We start from the raw sequence: 16,374 nt of genomic DNA, 5'->3' as shown, positions 1-16,374 counted from the left end.
CTCTCCGCCTGGCGGTCGCCGGGTGGTCACCCGGCCGTGGCGATCGCTGCGATCAGGGAAGGGGATCAGTGGTGGCCGTGGCCGCTGGTGATCTCCTTGTACTCCTCGACGGTCGGCTTCGCGACCTGGTTGTCCTTGCCGTAGTACGCCTTGCTGAGCCGCGCCCGGAGCTTCTCGGTACGCGAGACCTTCCGCTCCACGCCGTTCTCGTCGACCGTCGGGCCGATCTCGGCCGGCGTGTACTGCTGGTGCGCGGTGAGCGTGTGCAGGGCCTCCTGCGTCAGCGGCTCGTGGACCTCGACGAACTCACCGTGCGGCAGGCGCTTGATGATGCCGGACTCGCGTCCGTGCAACACCTTGTCCTTGTCGCGCCGCTGCAGACCCATGCAGATCCGCTTGGTGATGACGAAGGCCAGGACCGGTCCGGCGAAGAAGAAGATCCGGACGAACCAGGTGATCGAGTTGATCGACAGATGGAAGTGGGTCGCCCAGAGGTCGTTTCCACCACCGATCAGCAGCACGAAGTACCAGGTCAGCCACGCCACACCGAAGGCGGTACGGGTCGGGGCGTTGCGCGGGCGGTCCAGGATGTGGTGCTCGCGCTTGTCCCCGGTGACCCAGGACTCGATGAACGGGTAGACCGCGATGGACGCCAGCACCAGCGGGAAGATCACCAGCGGGATGAAGACGCCCAGGACCAGGGTGTGGCCCCAGAGGTTGATCTCCCAGCCGGGCATCACGCGGATCAGGCCCTCGGAGAAGCCCATGTACCAGTCGGGCTGGGCGCCCGTGGACACCAGGTCCGGCCGGTACGGGCCGAGCGCCCAGATCGGGTTGATCGTGGCGATCGCCGAGATGACCGAGATGACGCCGAAGACCAGGAAGAAGAAGCCGCCGGCCTTGGCCATGTAGATCGGCAGCAGCGGCATGCCGACCACGTTGTTGTTCGTCCGGCCGGGACCCGCGAACTGTGTGTGCTTGTGGTAGAAGACCAGGATCAGGTGCGCCACCAGCAGGCCGAGCATGATGCCCGGCAGCAGCAGGATGTGGATCGAGTAGAACCGGGCCACGATGTCGCCGCCGGGGAACTCCCCGCCGAACAGGAACATCGACAGGTACGTACCGACGATCGGCACGGACAGGATGGCGCCCTGCATGAAGCGGACACCGGTGCCCGAGAGCAGGTCGTCCGGGAGCGAGTAACCGGTGAAACCGGTGAACATGCCCAGGACGAACAGCAGGAAGCCGAACAGCCAGTTGATCTCGCGCGGCTTACGGAAGGCGCCCGTGAAAAAGACGCGCATCATGTGGACCATCATGGCCGCGAGGAAGATCAGCGCCGCCCAGTGGTGGATCTGCCGGATCAGCAGACCGCCGCGGACGTCGAAGCTGATGTCCAGGGTCGAGGCGTAGGCCTCCGACATCAGCACGCCCTGCATCGGGACGTAACTGCCGTGGTACTCCACCTCGTTCATCGACGGGTGGAAGAACAGCGTCAGGTACACACCCGTGAGGATGATGATGATGAAGCTGTAGAGCGCGACCTCACCCAGCATGAAGGACCAGTGGTCCGGGAAGATCTTGCGCATGTTGGCCTTGGCGAGGGAGTAGATCCCCAGCCGGCCGTCGGCCCAGTCGGCGACGCGCTCGCCGGCCGGAGCCTTCCTCTTGTCAGTTGCAGTGCTCATCCGCGCTCCCAGAAAGCAGGACCGACGGGCTCGTCGAAGTCGCCGAGCGCTTGGAGGAAGCCTTCGTCATTCACACCGATCCGCAGCTGCGGAAGGGCGTGACCGGCCGGGCCGAAGATGACGCGGGCGCCGTCGGAGAGGTCGAAAGTGGACTGGTGGCACGGGCAGAGCACGTGGTGCGTCTGCTGCTCGTACAGGGAGATCGGGCAGCCGACGTGGGTGCAGATCTTCGAGAACGCGACGATGCCCTCGTGGGACCACTCGAGCTCGCGCTTGTCCTTGATGTCCTCCGGCTGGATCCGGACGATCATCAGGGCGGCCTTGGCGATCTCGGTCTGGAAGCTGTGGTCGTGCTCGGTCAGACCCTCGGGCATGGCGAAGGTCAGCGAACCCACGGCCACGTCCTCGGGACGCAGCGGCTCGTGCGTGTTCATGTTGATGAGCTGCTTGCCCTTGGCCCACAGCGTGTGGCGGAGCTTGTCCTCCGGCAGCGGACCGAGGTCGCGCAGCAGCACCACACCGGACAGCGGCACCATGGCCAGCGCGCCGAAGAGGGTGTTGCGGATCAGCTTGCGCCGGCCGAAGCCGGACTCCTCCGCGCCTGCGGCGAAGTCGGCCAGGACCTTGGCCTTGACCTCCGCCGGGGCCTCGATCGGGTGACGCTCGTCCACCAGCTCCTGGTCGGACATCAGGGTGCGGGCCCAGTGGACCGCGCCCGCGCCGATGCAGAACAGGGCGACACCGAGCGTCACGCCCAGCGAGAAGTTCAGCGCGCTGACGTGACCGAACGGCCAGATGTAGACGATCTTGTCGACCGGGAAGATCACGTACGACGCGATGAACGCGATCGTCGCGAGCATCGACACGGTGAACAGCAGGGCGACCGTACGCTCGGACCGCTTGGCCGCCCGCTCGTCGATGTCCTGGATACGCGGCCGGTGGGCCGGGAGGCCCGGGTCGGCGAAGGGGTCCTTCGTCGCCACGGCGCCGTGCGCGTGCTCCTGCTCGGAGGGCAGGGTCTCTTCGGGAATGTCTTGGCTACTCATGACTTCTTGGCCTTAGCGGTGTGGGCCGCGACCCAGATGGCGGTGGCGATCAGCGCACCCAGACCGAACACCCATGCGAACAGTCCCTCGCTGACGGGTCCGAGCCCACCGAGGCTCAGTCCGCCCGGGGTCTCCGACTCGCCGCTGTTCACCGTCTGGATGTACGCGATGATGTCGCGCTTCTCCTGCTCCGGCATCGTCGTGTCGGGGAAGGACGGCATGTTCTGCGGGCCGGTCTGCATGGCCTCGTAGACGTGCTTCGGGCTCACGCCCTCCAGGTTCGGGGCGTACTTGCCGTGCGTCAGCGCACCGCCCTCTCCCGTGAAGTTGTGGCACTGGGCGCAGTTGGTGCGGAACAGGTCACCGCCTCGGGCGATGTTCGCACCCTCGGGGTTGTACTGCTTCTCGGTCGGCGTGACCGGACCCGGGCCCAGGGAGGCGATGTACGCCGCGAGCTGGTCGATCTCGGCCTGCGAGTAGATGTTCGGCTTCTTCGGCACCTGGGCGCCCGGCTGCTGGGCGGGCATACGCCCGGTGCCGACCTGGAAGTCCACGGCGGCAGAACCCACGCCGATCAGGGAGGGCCCGTCGGAGGTGCCCTGACCGCCGGTTCCGTGGCAGCTGGCGCAGCCGACGGTGTAGAGCTTCTTGCCCTCCTCGATGGCGAGGGACTGGGCGGTTTCATCGGCCTGCGCCGTGTCCGCGGGCGCGAACGCGGCGTACAGCCCCCCAGTGGCCGCCAGCGCGAGGAGTAGGACGACGACCGCCGCCAGCGGATGGCGTCGTCGTGCGGAGAGCTTTTTCACGGATTACCCCGGTGTCAGGATCTTCTGCGTCGATGCTTCTGGAATGTGTGCGGGTACGGAGCCCGGCTACTTGATCATGTAGATCGTGGCGAAGAGGCCGATCCAGACGACATCGACGAAGTGCCAGTAGTAGGACACGACGATGGCGGCGGTTGCCTGCTCGTGGGTGAACCTCCGGGCCGCGTACGTCCTGCCGAGAACGAGCAGGAAGGCGATGAGACCGCCTGTCACGTGCAGTCCGTGGAAGCCGGTGGTCAGGTAGAAGACCGAGCCGTACGGGTCCGACGAGAGCGAGAGGCCCTCGTGCTTGACCAGCTCGGTGTACTCGAACACCTGGCCGCCGATGAAGATCGCACCCATCACGAACGTGATCACGAACCAGGTGCGGAGCTTCTTCACGTCACCGCGCTCGGCGGCGAAGACGCCGAGCTGGCAGGTGAGGGAGGAGAGCACCAGGATCGTGGTGTTGGTCGCCGAGAAGGGGAAGTTCAGGGTCGAGGCCCGTTCTGCCCAGTACTCGGCCCCCGTCACCGATCGCAGGGTGAAGTACATCGCGAAGAGGGCCGCGAAGAACATCAGCTCGGAACTCAGCCAGATGATGGTTCCGACGCTGGTGAGGTTCGGCCGATTGACCGACGGGTGCGCGTGCCCGGTTTCTACTGTCGTTGCTGTCGCCACGACCGACATTATGTCGGTCGCTTATCCAGCCCTCACTCCGGGGGGTGCCGTTCGGTGTGTCAGTGAGTCGTGTCCAGCCCGAACGGCCCATCAAAAGCAGTCATTGAGCCGGTACGGGCGGTGCTGTTCGGGCCCTGTGAGGAGTAGCATCCGGCGCATCGGTGCAGCCCAGTTCTCCCCCGACGAACCCGGAGGAACAATGCAGTCGACCGCCACGGTGCTGGTGTACAGCGACAACGCCGGCACCCGCGAACAGGTGCGGCTCGCCACGGGCCGCCGCCCGGCCGCCGACGTTCCCGCGGTCGAGTTCATCGAGTGCGCCACCCTGCCCGCGGTCCTCAAGGAGCTGGACAAGGGCGGGATCGACGTGTGCGTGCTCGACGGCGAGGCGGTGCCCGCGGGCGGCATGGGCGTCTGCCGCCAGATCAAGGACGAGATCTTCCGCTGCCCGCCGGTCCTGGTGCTCATGGGGCGCCCGCAGGACGCCTGGCTGGCCACCTGGAGCCGTGCGGACGCGGCGGTGACGCTCCCCGTCGAACCGGTGGAGTTCGCCGAGGCCCTGGCGGGGCTGCTGCGCGGGCGACGGGCAGCGGCCTGACGCCCGCGGGGCCCACCGCCGGTACGCCTCAGACTCTGGGGCGCAGCCGTGCCCCGTCGGCCGCGCTGCCGCCGTCCCGGGTGCCCTCCAGCAGCGCGCTGCCGGAGCGCCACTCGTCCCATTCGAGGTTCCAGTCGCCGAAGCCGTTCCCGAACGGGTCCATCCGGGCACCCAGGCTGTTGACGACCTTGACGATGTCGCCCTCGCGGACGGTCTTGAAGAACCAGGCCGCGTTGCCGGTGGACATGCCGGTGCAGCCGTGGCTGACGTTCGCGTACCCCTGGGAGCCCACGGACCAGGGCGCGGCGTGGACGTACTCGCCGCTCCAGGTGACCCTCGTCGCGTAGTACACGGGCAGGTCGTAGGACTCCGCGCTGCCGACCGGGATGCCGATGCTGGTACCGCGCATGCGGACGAAGTACTCCTTGCCGAGCACGACCTTGACGCCGTTGCGCGTCGAGAAGCCCGGCTTGCCGGTGGTCACCGGCATGGTTTTGATCACTTCCCCGTTGCGCTTGACCGTCATCTGGTGCGTGGAGGCGTCGGTGATGGCCTCCACGCGGTCGCCGATGGTCAGCTCCAGCGGCTTCGTGGGGCCGCCGTACAGCCGGTCGCCGACCTTCACGCCGTCCAGGGTGCTGTGCACCTCGACGGAGGCCCCGGCGGGCCAGTACTGCTTCGGGCGGTAGTGCAGCTTCTTGTCGTCCACCCAGTGCCACGCGCCCTCCACCTCGGGCGTCGAGGTGACCTTGAGGGACCGTTCGACCGCGGCCCGGTCCGCCTTGGTGGCCACGGGGCGGCTGAGCTCGGCGGTGATGGGCTGGCCGACCCCGTAGGTACCCGTCTTCGGGCCCAGTTCGACGCCCAGGAGGCGTTTCGGGGAGGCGGTCTCGAAAGTGAGTGTACGGACGCCGGGAGCGCCGCCGCCGTTCTCCGTGGAGACCCGTACGGTGTAGCGCGTTCCGGCCGCGAGAGGGCCCGTGGAGCGCCATCGCGCACCGTTCGCGGAGAGTTCGCCCGCCAGATAGCGGCCGGCGGTGTCGACTGCGGTGACGTCCGTGATCCGGCCGTCCTTGCCCTTGGCGGTGACCACCAGGGGCTTGTCCGGGTCTGCCTTGGTGCCCGAGGGAGGCGCGTTGAAGGCGACCTGGCGCGCCGCGTCGTACGGCCTCGCCGACAACGGGTGGCTGTCCTGGCCGCCGCACGCGGTCGTCCCTGCCCCGAGGGCCAGGGCGAGCACGGTGCAGCTCGCTACGGTGCGCTTGCGCGGCGTGACGTTCATGAGCACACGCTATGGAGAACCCCCCGCGGCGGCGCGCCGGATGACTGCAAACGAGGGGCCCGGACACCACCCTTACGGGTCAGTGTCCGGGCCCCTGCGTGGTCCGGAGCGGTGTGTCCGCTACTGGTTCTGGTTCTCGCCGCGGTAGTACTCGAACACCCAGCCGAAGACGCCGACCAGGATCAGCGGGGCGGAGAAGTACATGATCCACCACCCCATCGCGACGGCCAGGAAGGCCAGCGCGCCGCCGAAGGCGAGCGAGAGCGGCTGCCAGCTGTGCGGCGAGAAGAAGCCGACCTCACCGGCCTCGTCCGCGACGTCGGCCTCCTTGTCGTCCTGCGCCATGGCGTCCACCCGCCGGGCCGTGAAGGCCAGGTAGTAGCCGATCATGATGCTCAGGCCGAAGGCCAGGAAGAGCGCCGTCGTACCGGCCGGCTCCTTCGACCACACGCCGTAGAGGATGGCCATGGCGAGGATGAAGACGCTCAGCCAGATGAACATCCTGCCTTGGATCTTCACTTGCCGGCCTCCTTGTCAGCGGTGATGGCACCGTGACCGGCGTGGTCGAGCTGGTCGAGAGCCGCGATCTCCGGGTGGTGCAGATCGAACGCCGGGGATTCGGAGCGGATCCGCGGCAGGGTGAGGAAGTTGTGCCGCGGCGGCGGGCAGGACGTCGCCCATTCGAGCGAACGGCCGTAGCCCCACGGGTCGTCGACCTCGATCTTCTTGCCGTACTTGGCCGTCTTCCACACGTTGTAGACGAACGGGAGGATCGACAGGCCGAGCAGGAACGAGCTGATCGTCGAGATGGTGTTCAGCGCGGTGAAGCCGTCGGCGGCCAGGTAGTCCGCGTAGCGGCGCGGCATGCCCTCGGCGCCCAGCCAGTGCTGGACCAGGAACGTGCCGTGGAAGCCGATGAACAGCGTCCAGAAGGTGATCTTGCCGAGGCGCTCGTCCAGCATCTTGCCGGTGAACTTCGGCCACCAGAAGTGGAATCCGGCGAACATCGCGAACACCACGGTGCCGAAGACGACGTAGTGGAAGTGGGCGACCACGAAGTACGAGTCGGAGACGTGGAAGTCCATCGGGGGCGAGGCCAGGATGACACCGGTCAGACCACCGAAGGTGAAGGTGATCAGGAAGCCGATCGTCCAGAGCATCGGGGTCTCGAAGGACAACGAGCCCTTCCACATCGTGCCGATCCAGTTGAAGAACTTCACACCGGTCGGTACCGCGATCAGGAAGGTCATGAAGGAGAAGAACGGCAGTAGCACTCCGCCGGTGACGTACATGTGGTGGGCCCACACGGTCACGGACAGACCGGCGATCGCGATGGTCGCGGCCACCAGGCCGATGTAGCCGAACATCGGCTTGCGGCTGAACACCGGGATGATCTCGGAGACGATGCCGAAGAACGGCAGCGCGATGATGTACACCTCCGGATGGCCGAAGAACCAGAAGAGGTGCTGCCACAGCAGGGCGCCGCCGTTGGCCGCGTCGAAGATGTGGGCGCCGAACTTACGGTCCGCCTCCAGCGCGAACAGGGCCGCGGCGAGCACCGGGAAGGCCAGCAGGACCAGCACACCGGTCAGCAGGACGTTCCAGGTGAAGATCGGCATGCGGAACATCGTCATGCCCGGGGCCCGCATGCAGATGATCGTGGTGATGAAGTTGACCGAACCGAGGATCGTGCCGAAGCCGGAGAAGGCCAGACCCATGATCCAGAGATCGGCGCCGACGCCCGGCGAGCGGACGGCGTCCGACAGCGGGGAGTAGGCGAACCAGCCGAAGTCGGCCGCACCGTTCGGGGTGAGGAAGCCGCCCACCGCGATGAGCGAGCCGAAGAGGTACAGCCAGTACGCGAACATGTTCAGCCGCGGGAACGCCACGTCGGGCGCGCCGATCTGCAGCGGCATGATCCAGTTGGCGAATCCGGCGAACAGCGGCGTCGCGAACATCAGCAGCATCACGGTGCCGTGCATCGTGAACGCCTGGTTGAACTGCTCGTTCGACATGATCTGCGTACCCGGACGGGCGAGTTCGGCGCGCATGAAGAGCGCCATGACGCCGCCGATGCAGAAGAAGAAGAACGAGGTCGCCAGGTAGAGCGTGCCGATCGTCTTGTGGTCGGTGGTGGTGAGCCACTTCACGACCACGTTGCCGGGCTGCCGGCGCCGGACGGGGAGCTCGTTCTCGTACGAGTCATCGGCCGCCGCGGCACCCTGGGGTTCGTTGAGGATGCTCACAGTTGGTTCTTCTCCGCATTCCGGGCCGGGTCAGACTGCGCGATGCCCGACGGGATGAAGCCGGTCTGCCCCTTCTCGGCCAGCTCCTTCAGGTGCTGCTGGTAGCGCTCCGGGGAGACGACCTTGACGTTGAAGAGCATCCGGGAGTGGTCGACACCGCAGAGCTCGGCGCACTTGCCCAGGAAGGTGCCCTCCTGGTTCGGAGTGACCTCGAAGACGTTGGTGTGCCCCGGGATGACGTCCTGCTTGAACAGGAAGGGGACCACCCAGAAGGAGTGGATGACGTCCCGCGACGTCAGGATGAAGCGGACCTTCTCACCCTTCGGCAGCCACAGCGTGGGGCCGGGGTTGCCGGTCTGCGGGTTCCGGTCGCCCGGGATGCCGGCGTCGTACACGCCCTCGGCACCCTTGGGGAAGTCGTTGGTGTACTTGTCCGGAATCGCGTTCAGGGTCTTCTGGGCCGCGGCATCGCCGGTGGCCGGGTTCCCGTCCACGTCCTCGAGGTAGTTGAAGCCCCAGCTCCACTGGTATCCGACCACGTTGATGGTGTGGGCGGGCTTGTCGGAGAGGGCGAGGAGCTTCGACTCGTCACGCGCGGTGAAGTAGAACAGCACCGAGACGATGATGAGCGGGACCACGGTGTACAGCGCCTCGATGGGCATGTTGTACCGGGTCTGCGGGGGAACTTCGACCTTGGTCCGGCTGCGCCGGTGGAAGATGACGCTCCACAGGATCAGACCCCACACCAGCACGCCCACGGCGAGGGCAGCCGCCCACGAGCCCTGCCAGAGGGAGAGGATCCGGGGAGCCTCCTCCGTGACGGGGGTGGGCATACCGAGGCGGGGGAAGTCCTCCCAAGTGGGGGAGCAACCCGTGGCGGATGCCACGATCAAGCCCGCCGTCAGCACCTGCGGCAGCTTCCGCCGCATCGGGCGCCGCGACATGGGGGTACCGCCCCCGCCGTTCGGGCGGTGGGGGAGGTCGGAGCCGTTGGGACTCACGTAGCGCCTTCCCGAGAGTCTCGCCCGCGCGACCGCCCGCGGCCGTCTCGCTGGTCGGTCGCCGGCCCTGACGCGGGCAGGGGTTTGGATGTTTATGCGGACCAAACCCTACTGGACGCTATTTGGGGTCGCGCATGGAGGGTGCCCAACGCGCCGTCCGACGACCCGAAGGGGTGGACTGCAAGGTTCCGGAAGCCTTGCCGCGCCTGGCCAAGGGCCCCCGACTGTGCGCTCGCGGCCGCCTTCTGACGCCTTCTTACGACCCGCGCGTTAGCGTGGGCCCGTGCCCTACTTCGACGCTGCCTCCTCCGCTCCCCTGCACCCCGTCGCCCGGCAGGCGCTCCAGGCGTCCCTGGACGAGGGATGGGCGGACCCCGCCCGGCTGTACCGCGAGGGTCGGCGTGCGCGGCTGCTCCTGGACGCGGCGCGGGAGGCGGCGGCGGACGCCGTGGGCTGCCGACCGGACGAGCTCGTTTTCACCTCTTCGGGGACACGAGCCCTCCATGCGGGCATCTCGGGCGCACTCGCGGGCCGCCGTCGCGCCGGGAGCCACCTGGTGGTGTCCGCGGTCGAGCACTCGGCCGTGCTGCACGCGGCGGAGGGCCGGCCCGTCACCGAGGTGCCCGTGGACCGCTGGGGCGCGGTGTCACCGGGAGTGTTCGCGGAGGCACTGCGCGAGGACACCGCACTGGCGTGCCTGCAGTCGGCGAACCACGAGGTGGGCACCGAGCAGCCGGTCGCCGAGGTGGCCGGCCTCTGCCGGACGGCGGGAGTGCCGCTGCTCGTCGACGCCGCGCAGTCCCTCGGCTGGGGCCCGGTGGACGGGGACTGGTCGCTGCTCACCGCGAGCGCGCACAAATGGGGCGGTCCGGCGGGTGTGGGACTCCTCGTGGTCCGCAAGGGCGTCCGCTTCGCCCCCCAGGACCCGGCGGACGAACGGGAGTCGGGGCGCGCCCCCGGCTTCGAGAACATCCCGGCGATCGTGGCGGCCGCGGCGTCGCTGCGGGCGGTGCGGGACGAGGCGGAGTCGGAGGCCCGGCGGCTGCGGGAGCTGGTGGACCGGATCCGCACCCGGGTCCCGGAGCTGGTGCCGGATGTCGAGGTGGTCGGCGACCCGGTGCGCCGGCTCCCCCATCTCGTCACCTTCTCCTGTCTCTACGTCGACGGGGAGACGGTGCTGCACGATCTCGACCGCGAGGGCTTCTCCGTCTCCTCGGGCTCGTCCTGCACGAGCTCGACGCTCACCCCGAGCCATGTACTGCGGGCGATGGGCGTGCTGAGCGAGGGCAACGTGCGGGTGTCCCTGCCGTCGGGCACGGCGGAGGAGGACGTCGACCGTTTCCTGGAGGTCCTGCCCGGAGTCGTCGCCGGGGTCCGCGGCAGGCTGGGGGCACCGACGGAGGCGGCACCCACGTCCGCCGCGTCCAGGGCGCTCGTGGTGGACGCCCTCGGCAAGCGCTGCCCCGTCCCCGTCATCGAACTCGCCAAGGTCATCGGGGACGTCCCGGTCGGCGGCACCGTCACGGTCCTGGCCGACGACGAGGCGGCCCGGCTCGACATCCCGGCCTGGTGCGAGATGCGCGACCAGGAGTACGTGGGCGAGTCCCCGGCGCCGGGAGGAACGGCGTACGTGGTGCGCCGCCGCGGCTGACGCCGCGGCGGGAGCGCGGCGGGGCGCGTCAGCTCGCGGGCGCGCTGCCGTCACGGACACCGAAGCGCCGGGACCGCCGGCGGGGCGTCGAACGGAACGCCGCACCCCTCGCAGGCGCGTCGCCGTAGCGGCGACGTCATCGCCGGCGGCACCAGGACGCGCGGTGGAAGGAACGGGGCGCTGGGCGGAACGCAGCGCCCGCGGGGCACGGGGCCCTGCGGGCGCGGCGTTCGGGGCGCGGCCCGGACGTCAGGAGAGGTGCGCCCGGACGTCCGACGCCGCGTCGTGGCCGTACGCCTTGGTGAAGCGGTCCATGAAGTGGGCGCGGCGGAGCGTGTACTCCTGGGTGCCCAGAGTCTCGATGACCAGCGTCGCGAGCATGCAGCCGACCTGCGCGGCGCGCTCCAGGCCGACGTCCCACGACAGCGCCGACAGGAAACCCGCGCGGAACGCGTCGCCGACGCCCGTCGGGTCGACCTTGGAGTCCTCCTCGGGGCAGCCGACCTCGATCGTCGGCTCGCCCTTGCCCTCGATGCGCACCCCGCGCGAGCCGAGCGTGGTGACGCGGTGGCCGACGCGGTCCAGGATCTCCTCGTCCGTCCAGCCCGTCTTCGCCTCGATGAGCCCCTTCTCGTACTCGTTGGAGAAGAGGTAGGTCGCCCCGTCCAGCAGTATCCGGATCTCGTCGCCGTTCATCCGCGCGATCTGCTGAGAGAAGTCCGCGGCGAACGGGATGCCACGGGAGCGGCACTCCTCCGTGTGGCGCAGCATCGCCTCGGGGTCGTCGGCGCCGATCAGCACCAGGTCCAGTCCGCCGACCCGGTCCGCGACCGACTTCAGCTCGATCAGGCGCGCCTCGCTCATCGCGCCCGTGTAGAAGGAGCCGATCTGGTTGTGGTCGGCGTCGGTCGTGCAGACGAAGCGCGCGGTGTGCAGCACTTCGGAGATCCGTACGGACGCGGTGTCGACGCCGTGCCGGTCGAGCCAGGCGCGGTACTCGTCGAAGTCGGAGCCCGCCGCTCCGACCAGGACCGGGTCGGTGCCGAGCTGACCCATCCCGAAGCAGATGTTGGCGCCGACCCCTCCTCTGCGCACGTCGAGGTTGTCGACGAGGAAGGAGAGGGAGACCGTGTGGAGCTGATCCGCGACCAGTTGGTCGGCGAAGCGGCCGGGAAAGGTCATCAGGTGGTCGGTGGCGATGGAGCCGGTGACTGCGATTCGCACGGCTGAGTGCTCCTGGAGGGGAGGCGGAGTTGACGGTTAACGCTACCGGTTAACACCGGTTCCCCTGTAGTACGGAAACTACCCGATAGTAGGGCTTTTGCCTCAGCGTAACCCTGCGTACGGTGCCCGTATGCCGAACCCCACGTCGCACACCGCCTTCCGGGAGCGCCGGTCGGCCGGGCCCGGTCAGTTCGAGATCAGCCTGGCGGAGCTGCGCGGCGACAGCGCGCGGATGGCGCCGCACTGGGTGGTGCCTCCGATGGCCACGGCCGCCCCGGTGTCTCCGTCGCTGATCCACGGGGTGGTCGTCTCCCCCGCCTCCGCGCGGCTGGTCGGCTCGATGCCCGTGTACGGCGACTGACGCGCTCCGCCGCCTCCGTTACGGCACACGGCGCATCCCGGGAACCGCGCGCTCCCCCACTCCGTCCCATGGGTGTCCCCGGAAAGGGTCCCCGAAGGAGCGATGCGGTGAGCAGCACAGAGCGCCCCCAGAACAGCGCCGACGGCGCCAGTGGTCCCGAGGCCACCGCGGCCCGGCGTCCTCGGAGGTCTCCGCTGGCCGTCGCGTCCGTGGCCGCCGCGGTCCTGGTCGCGGGCGGGGGCGGCGCCTGGTTCGCCACGACCGCCGGCGGCGGGGGCGGCACACCGGGTTCCGATCCCAAGCCCCCGCCGCTGGCACTGGACGGCGGCGCGGGCATCGCGGTCGGCGAGCCCGGCCCCCACGGCGTGGAGTACCGGGCCCGGGGGGAGCTGCCGGACGGCCCCGGCTCCGCCCGCGTGTACGAGGCGAACGGGACGGTCGGCAGGGCACAGGTCGAGGCGCTGGCCGAGGCACTCGGCGTACCGGGCACACCGCGGCTGGAGGGCGGGGTGTGGAAGTCCGGCACGGACGGCGACGGCGGCGGCCCCCTCCTCCAGGTGAACCGGCAGGCCCCGGGCACGTGGACGTTCAGCTCCTTCGGTCTACCCAAGGGCGACGACTGCGTGAAGGACAAGAACGTCTGCCGGCCCAGCGGGACCATCCCCTCCGCGCACTGGCTGCCGGACGTCGGGACGGTGGGCGAGGAGGCGGCGAAGAAGGCCGCCGCTCCCGTGCTGGCCGCACTGGGCCTGGGCGACGCCCGGCTGGACGCGAAGCAGGTCCTGGGCGCGTACCGGGTCGTGCGCGCGGATCCGCTGGTCGGCGGTCTGCCCACGTACGGCTGGTCCACCAGCGTCCATGTGGGCGCCGACGGCACCGTGGGGAACGGCAGCGGGCAACTGGTGAAGCCGGCCGAGGGCCCCGAGTACCCGGTGGTCGGCGCCGAGGAGGCGCTGAAGCGGCTGAACGCGGAGCGCGGGGGCGGTGGCCGGGTCGGCATCGGGGGCTGCGCGACGCCGGGGCCGCTCGCGGAGAAGGAGCCGGCCGCTCCGTGCGAGCCGGAGAGCGGTACGCCGGCCCCGGTCGAGGTGGTGACGATCACACGGGCCGAGTTCGGGCTGGCTGTGCACTCGGTCGAGGGGCGGCCCGCGCTGGTGCCCTCGTGGCTGTTCACGACCGAGCCGAAGACCGGTCCGAACCGGTCCACGATCGTCCAGCCCGCCGTGGCGCCGGAGTACCTGAAACCGGCCGCCCGGCAGGCGCCCGTGCCGTCCGGCACCGCGGTGCCGTCGCCGCCCGACGCCTCGAAGCTGCCGGAGACGACGGTCCGGGGCGTGGAGTCCTACGCCGTGGCGAAGGACGGGCGCACCCTGACCCTGCGCTTCTGGGGCGGGGTGTGCAGCAGCTACTCGGCCGAGGCGCAGGAGACCGCCACCGAGGTGAAGGTGAGGATCATCGAGTCCCGGCCGGATCCGGGGCGGGTCTGCATCCTGATCGCCAAGGAGCTGACGGAGAAGGTCACACTGGACGAGCCGCTCGGTGACCGCACGGTCGTCGACGTGGAGAGCGGCGACGCCGTGCCCCGCAAGTGAGCGGGTGTTCCGCAGGTGAGGGCGTCCGGACGCCGGAGGGCGGTGGCCCTGTTCCGGGTCACCGCCCTCCGGCGTCCGGACGGCCGGCTCAGCTGAAGGAGTCGCCGCAGGCGCAGGAGCCCGTCGCGTTCGGGTTGTCGATCGTGAAGCCCTGCTTCTCGATCGTGTCCACGAAGTCGATGGAGGCGCCACCGAGGTACGGCGCGCTCATACGGTCGGTCACGACCCTGACCCCGTCGAACTCCTTGACGACATCGCCGTCGAGCGAACGCTCGTCGAAGAAGAGCTGGTAGCGCAGGCCGGAGCAGCCGCCGGGCTGAACCGCGACGCGCAGCGCCAGGTCGTCCCGGCCCTCCTGCTCCAGCAGGGACTTCACCTTGGCCGCGGCGGCGTCGGACAGGAGGATGCCGTCGCTCACGGTGGTGGTCTCGTCCGATACGGACATCTGCTTCTCTCCCGGGTTGTACGGAGACTGCTTGCCGAGGTTGGCAACCGGCGGGGCTCCGGATTCATTCCGGACCGGCCCCGGTCTTTCCCTTTCATGCTCGCACATGCCCTCCCTTCGGGTCATCGACCTGTGGACGGCTCGGCACCGGGATTCACGTCACATCGACGCTATGGACTTCGTCAAAGTGACGTGAAGCGGTTATGATAGATAGCGTCAAATAGACGAAAAGGTTCTCCGGTGCACCCCGGGGATCCACCGGCGGCGGCTCCGCCGCCCCGACCGAAGAGTAGAAAGGGTGCGTGACGTGACCACCGCCCAGCCCTCCCTCGCCGCGCCCGGCGCGGCAGGGGGCTCCCAGGATGTCCAGCCGACGCCGCTCGCCCTGCTGCTGCTCGGACGCGAAGCCGACCCCAGGAGCGAGCGGGGCGTCGAATGCCCCGGCGACCTTCCCTCCCCGTCCGACCCGGACCTGGTGGAGCGCGCCCGCGCGGCGAAGGAGAAGCTCGGCGACAAGGTGTTCGTGCTCGGTCACCACTACCAGCGCGACGAGGTCATCCAGTTCGCGGACGTCACCGGCGACTCCTTCAAGCTCGCGAGGGACGCGGCGGCGCGGCCGGAGGCCGAGTACATCGTGTTCTGCGGTGTGCACTTCATGGCCGAGTCGGCGGACATCCTGACCGGCGACGACCAGAAGGTCGTCCTCCCCGACCTCGCCGCCGGCTGCTCCATGGCCGACATGGCCACGGCCGAGCAGGTCGCGGAGTGCTGGGACGTCCTCACCGAGGCCGGCGTCGCGGAGCGGACCGTTCCCGTCTCGTACATGAACTCCTCGGCGGACATCAAGGCGTTCACCGGCAAGCACGGCGGCACGATCTGTACGTCCTCGAACGCGAAGCGCGCGCTGGACTGGGCCTTCGAGCAGGGCGAGAAGGTCCTTTTCCTGCCCGACCAGCACCTCGGCCGGAACACCGCCGTCCGGGACATGGGGATGTCCCTGGACGACTGCGTCGTCTACAACCCCCACCGGCCGAACGGCGGTCTCACCGCCGAGCAGCTCCGCGGCGCGAAGATGATCCTCTGGCGCGGCCACTGCTCCGTGCACGGCCGCTTCTCGCTGGACTCCGTGAACGACGTCCGCGAGCGCATCCGGGGTGTGAACGTCCTGGTCCACCCCGAGTGCAAGCACGAGGTCGTCGCGGCGGCGGACTACGTGGGCTCCACGGAGTACATCATCAAGGCGCTGGAGGCCGCGCCGGCGGGCTCCAAGTGGGCGATCGGCACGGAGCTGAACCTGGTGCGCCGTCTGGCGAATCGTTTCGCCCCCGAGGGCAAGGAGATCGTCTTCCTCGACAAGACGGTCTGCTTCTGCTCGACGATGAACCGGATCGACCTGCCGCACCTGGTGTGGGCGCTGGAGTCCCTGGCGGAGGGCAACCTGGTCAACCGGATCCAGGTCGACGCCGAGACGGAGAGCTTCGCCAAGCTCGCCCTGGAGCGCATGCTGGCGCTTCCCTGACGCTGACGGGCGCGCCCTCCGCGTCCGCTGACCTCGCGTCGCCCCGGCACACGGCCCGCCCGAGTGCCGGGGCGACGGCGTTCTCCCGCGAGGCGGGGCCGGGGGACCCCGCTGGGCGGTCCGGGAACGGCCGCGCGGAGCGGGAGTCGTGGGTCGGTTCGCCTCGCAGATCAAGAAGCGTCCGGGAACGGCCGCGCGGAGCGGGAACGGCCGCCGCCCCGGGGGCCGGAACGGGTG

At 69.3% G+C, this 16,374-nt stretch carries 15 protein-coding genes; 5 read left to right on the top strand and 10 right to left on the bottom strand.

The genetic code is table 11. The annotated features are described in order from the left end of the window. Positions 1-65 precede the first annotated feature (65 nt). The 4 genes from qcrB to ctaE form a co-directional block, all read right to left on the bottom strand. A complete protein-coding gene (qcrB, locus tag FEF34_RS29005) occupies positions 66-1,688 on the bottom strand; it encodes a cytochrome bc1 complex cytochrome b subunit (protein WP_138055787.1) in 1,623 nt (540 codons plus the stop codon). Continuing rightward, positions 1,685-2,734, bottom strand: coding sequence for a cytochrome bc1 complex Rieske iron-sulfur subunit (qcrA, locus tag FEF34_RS29000; RefSeq protein ID WP_138055786.1), 1,050 nt, complete (start codon positions 2,732-2,734; stop codon positions 1,685-1,687). The genes qcrB and qcrA overlap by 4 nt, the downstream gene beginning before the upstream one ends. Next, on the bottom strand, positions 2,731-3,540 hold the full coding sequence (qcrC, locus tag FEF34_RS28995; protein WP_138055785.1) for a cytochrome bc1 complex diheme cytochrome c subunit: 810 nt from the start codon (positions 3,538-3,540) through the stop codon (positions 2,731-2,733). The genes qcrA and qcrC overlap by 4 nt, the downstream gene beginning before the upstream one ends. Before the next feature lie 66 nt (positions 3,541-3,606). Next, positions 3,607-4,227, bottom strand: coding sequence for an aa3-type cytochrome oxidase subunit III (ctaE, locus tag FEF34_RS28990; RefSeq protein WP_093653333.1), 621 nt, complete (start codon positions 4,225-4,227; stop codon positions 3,607-3,609). A 190-nt stretch (positions 4,228-4,417) separates the two neighbouring features. Here ctaE and FEF34_RS28985 point away from each other — a divergent pair, with 190 nt between their 5' ends. Then, complete coding sequence (locus tag FEF34_RS28985) at positions 4,418-4,816, top strand: hypothetical protein (protein WP_138055784.1); 399 nt, start codon at positions 4,418-4,420, stop codon at positions 4,814-4,816. Positions 4,817-4,844: 28 nt separating this feature from the next. On the opposite strand, the gene FEF34_RS28980 is transcribed toward FEF34_RS28985, so the two are convergent. The 4 genes from FEF34_RS28980 to ctaC form a co-directional block, all read right to left on the bottom strand. Then, positions 4,845-6,098, bottom strand: a complete 1,254-nt coding sequence (locus tag FEF34_RS28980) for a L,D-transpeptidase (RefSeq protein ID WP_138055783.1) — start codon at positions 6,096-6,098, stop codon at positions 4,845-4,847. A 120-nt stretch (positions 6,099-6,218) separates the two neighbouring features. Next, entirely contained in the window at positions 6,219-6,617 is a 399-nt protein-coding gene (locus FEF34_RS28975; protein WP_138055782.1) for a cytochrome c oxidase subunit 4, read from the bottom strand. Beyond that, a complete protein-coding gene (gene ctaD, locus FEF34_RS28970) occupies positions 6,614-8,344 on the bottom strand; it encodes an aa3-type cytochrome oxidase subunit I (RefSeq protein ID WP_138055781.1) in 1,731 nt (576 codons plus the stop codon). Before ctaD ends, FEF34_RS28975 begins: the two co-directional genes overlap by 4 nt. Next, positions 8,341-9,345 carry an aa3-type cytochrome oxidase subunit II gene (gene ctaC / locus FEF34_RS28965; RefSeq protein ID WP_407698313.1) on the bottom strand — a complete coding sequence of 335 codons (1,005 nt, stop codon included), beginning with the start codon at positions 9,343-9,345 and terminating at the stop codon, positions 8,341-8,343. Before ctaC ends, ctaD begins: the two co-directional genes overlap by 4 nt. Before the next feature lie 283 nt (positions 9,346-9,628). Between ctaC and FEF34_RS28960 the strand changes: the two genes are divergently transcribed. After that, entirely contained in the window at positions 9,629-10,996 is a 1,368-nt protein-coding gene (locus tag FEF34_RS28960) for a cysteine desulfurase/sulfurtransferase TusA family protein (RefSeq protein WP_138055780.1), read from the top strand. Between the two features lie 249 nt (positions 10,997-11,245). Here FEF34_RS28960 and FEF34_RS28955 read toward each other — a convergent pair whose 3' ends face one another. After that, entirely contained in the window at positions 11,246-12,220 is a 975-nt protein-coding gene (locus FEF34_RS28955; RefSeq protein WP_138055779.1) for a carbohydrate kinase family protein, read from the bottom strand. A 130-nt stretch (positions 12,221-12,350) separates the two neighbouring features. On the opposite strand from FEF34_RS28955, the gene FEF34_RS28950 reads away from it, so the two are divergent. Continuing rightward, positions 12,351-12,581 carry a hypothetical protein gene (locus tag FEF34_RS28950; RefSeq protein WP_138055778.1) on the top strand — a complete coding sequence of 77 codons (231 nt, stop codon included), beginning with the start codon at positions 12,351-12,353 and terminating at the stop codon, positions 12,579-12,581. 107 nt (positions 12,582-12,688) lie between these two features. Continuing rightward, a complete protein-coding gene (locus tag FEF34_RS28945; RefSeq protein ID WP_138055777.1) occupies positions 12,689-14,173 on the top strand; it encodes a hypothetical protein in 1,485 nt (494 codons plus the stop codon). Positions 14,174-14,261: 88 nt separating this feature from the next. On the opposite strand, the gene erpA is transcribed toward FEF34_RS28945, so the two are convergent. Beyond that, positions 14,262-14,618 (bottom strand): iron-sulfur cluster insertion protein ErpA, encoded by a 357-nt coding sequence (gene erpA, locus FEF34_RS28940; RefSeq protein ID WP_093660113.1) that lies wholly within the window; start codon positions 14,616-14,618, stop codon positions 14,262-14,264. 298 nt (positions 14,619-14,916) lie between these two features. Between erpA and nadA the strand changes: the two genes are divergently transcribed. After that, complete coding sequence (gene nadA / locus FEF34_RS28935) at positions 14,917-16,137, top strand: quinolinate synthase NadA (protein ID WP_407698312.1); 1,221 nt, start codon at positions 14,917-14,919, stop codon at positions 16,135-16,137. Positions 16,138-16,374: the final 237 nt, after the last annotated feature.

Origin of the sequence: Streptomyces marianii, assembly GCF_005795905.1 — a bacterium.
GTDB lineage: Bacteria > Actinomycetota > Actinomycetes > Streptomycetales > Streptomycetaceae > Streptomyces > Streptomyces marianii.
The sequence above is the reverse complement of the archived record's forward strand: the minus strand, read 5'-3'. Positions and strand labels throughout refer to the sequence as shown.

What these genes read in the sequence shown, in the direction of transcription:
- qcrB (WP_138055787.1), bottom strand. Translation starts at nt 1,688, where the DNA reads ATGAGCACTGCAACTGACAAGAGGAAGGCTCCGGCCGGCGAGCGCGTC.
- qcrA (WP_138055786.1), bottom strand. Translation starts at nt 2,734, where the DNA reads ATGAGTAGCCAAGACATTCCCGAAGAGACCCTGCCCTCCGAGCAGGAG.
- ctaE (WP_093653333.1), bottom strand. Translation starts at nt 4,227, where the DNA reads ATGTCGGTCGTGGCGACAGCAACGACAGTAGAAACCGGGCACGCGCAC.
- FEF34_RS28985 (WP_138055784.1), top strand. Translation starts at nt 4,418, where the DNA reads ATGCAGTCGACCGCCACGGTGCTGGTGTACAGCGACAACGCCGGCACC.
- FEF34_RS28980 (WP_138055783.1), bottom strand. Translation starts at nt 6,098, where the DNA reads ATGAACGTCACGCCGCGCAAGCGCACCGTAGCGAGCTGCACCGTGCTC.
- FEF34_RS28950 (WP_138055778.1), top strand. Translation starts at nt 12,351, where the DNA reads ATGCCGAACCCCACGTCGCACACCGCCTTCCGGGAGCGCCGGTCGGCC.
- erpA (WP_093660113.1), bottom strand. Translation starts at nt 14,618, where the DNA reads ATGTCCGTATCGGACGAGACCACCACCGTGAGCGACGGCATCCTCCTG.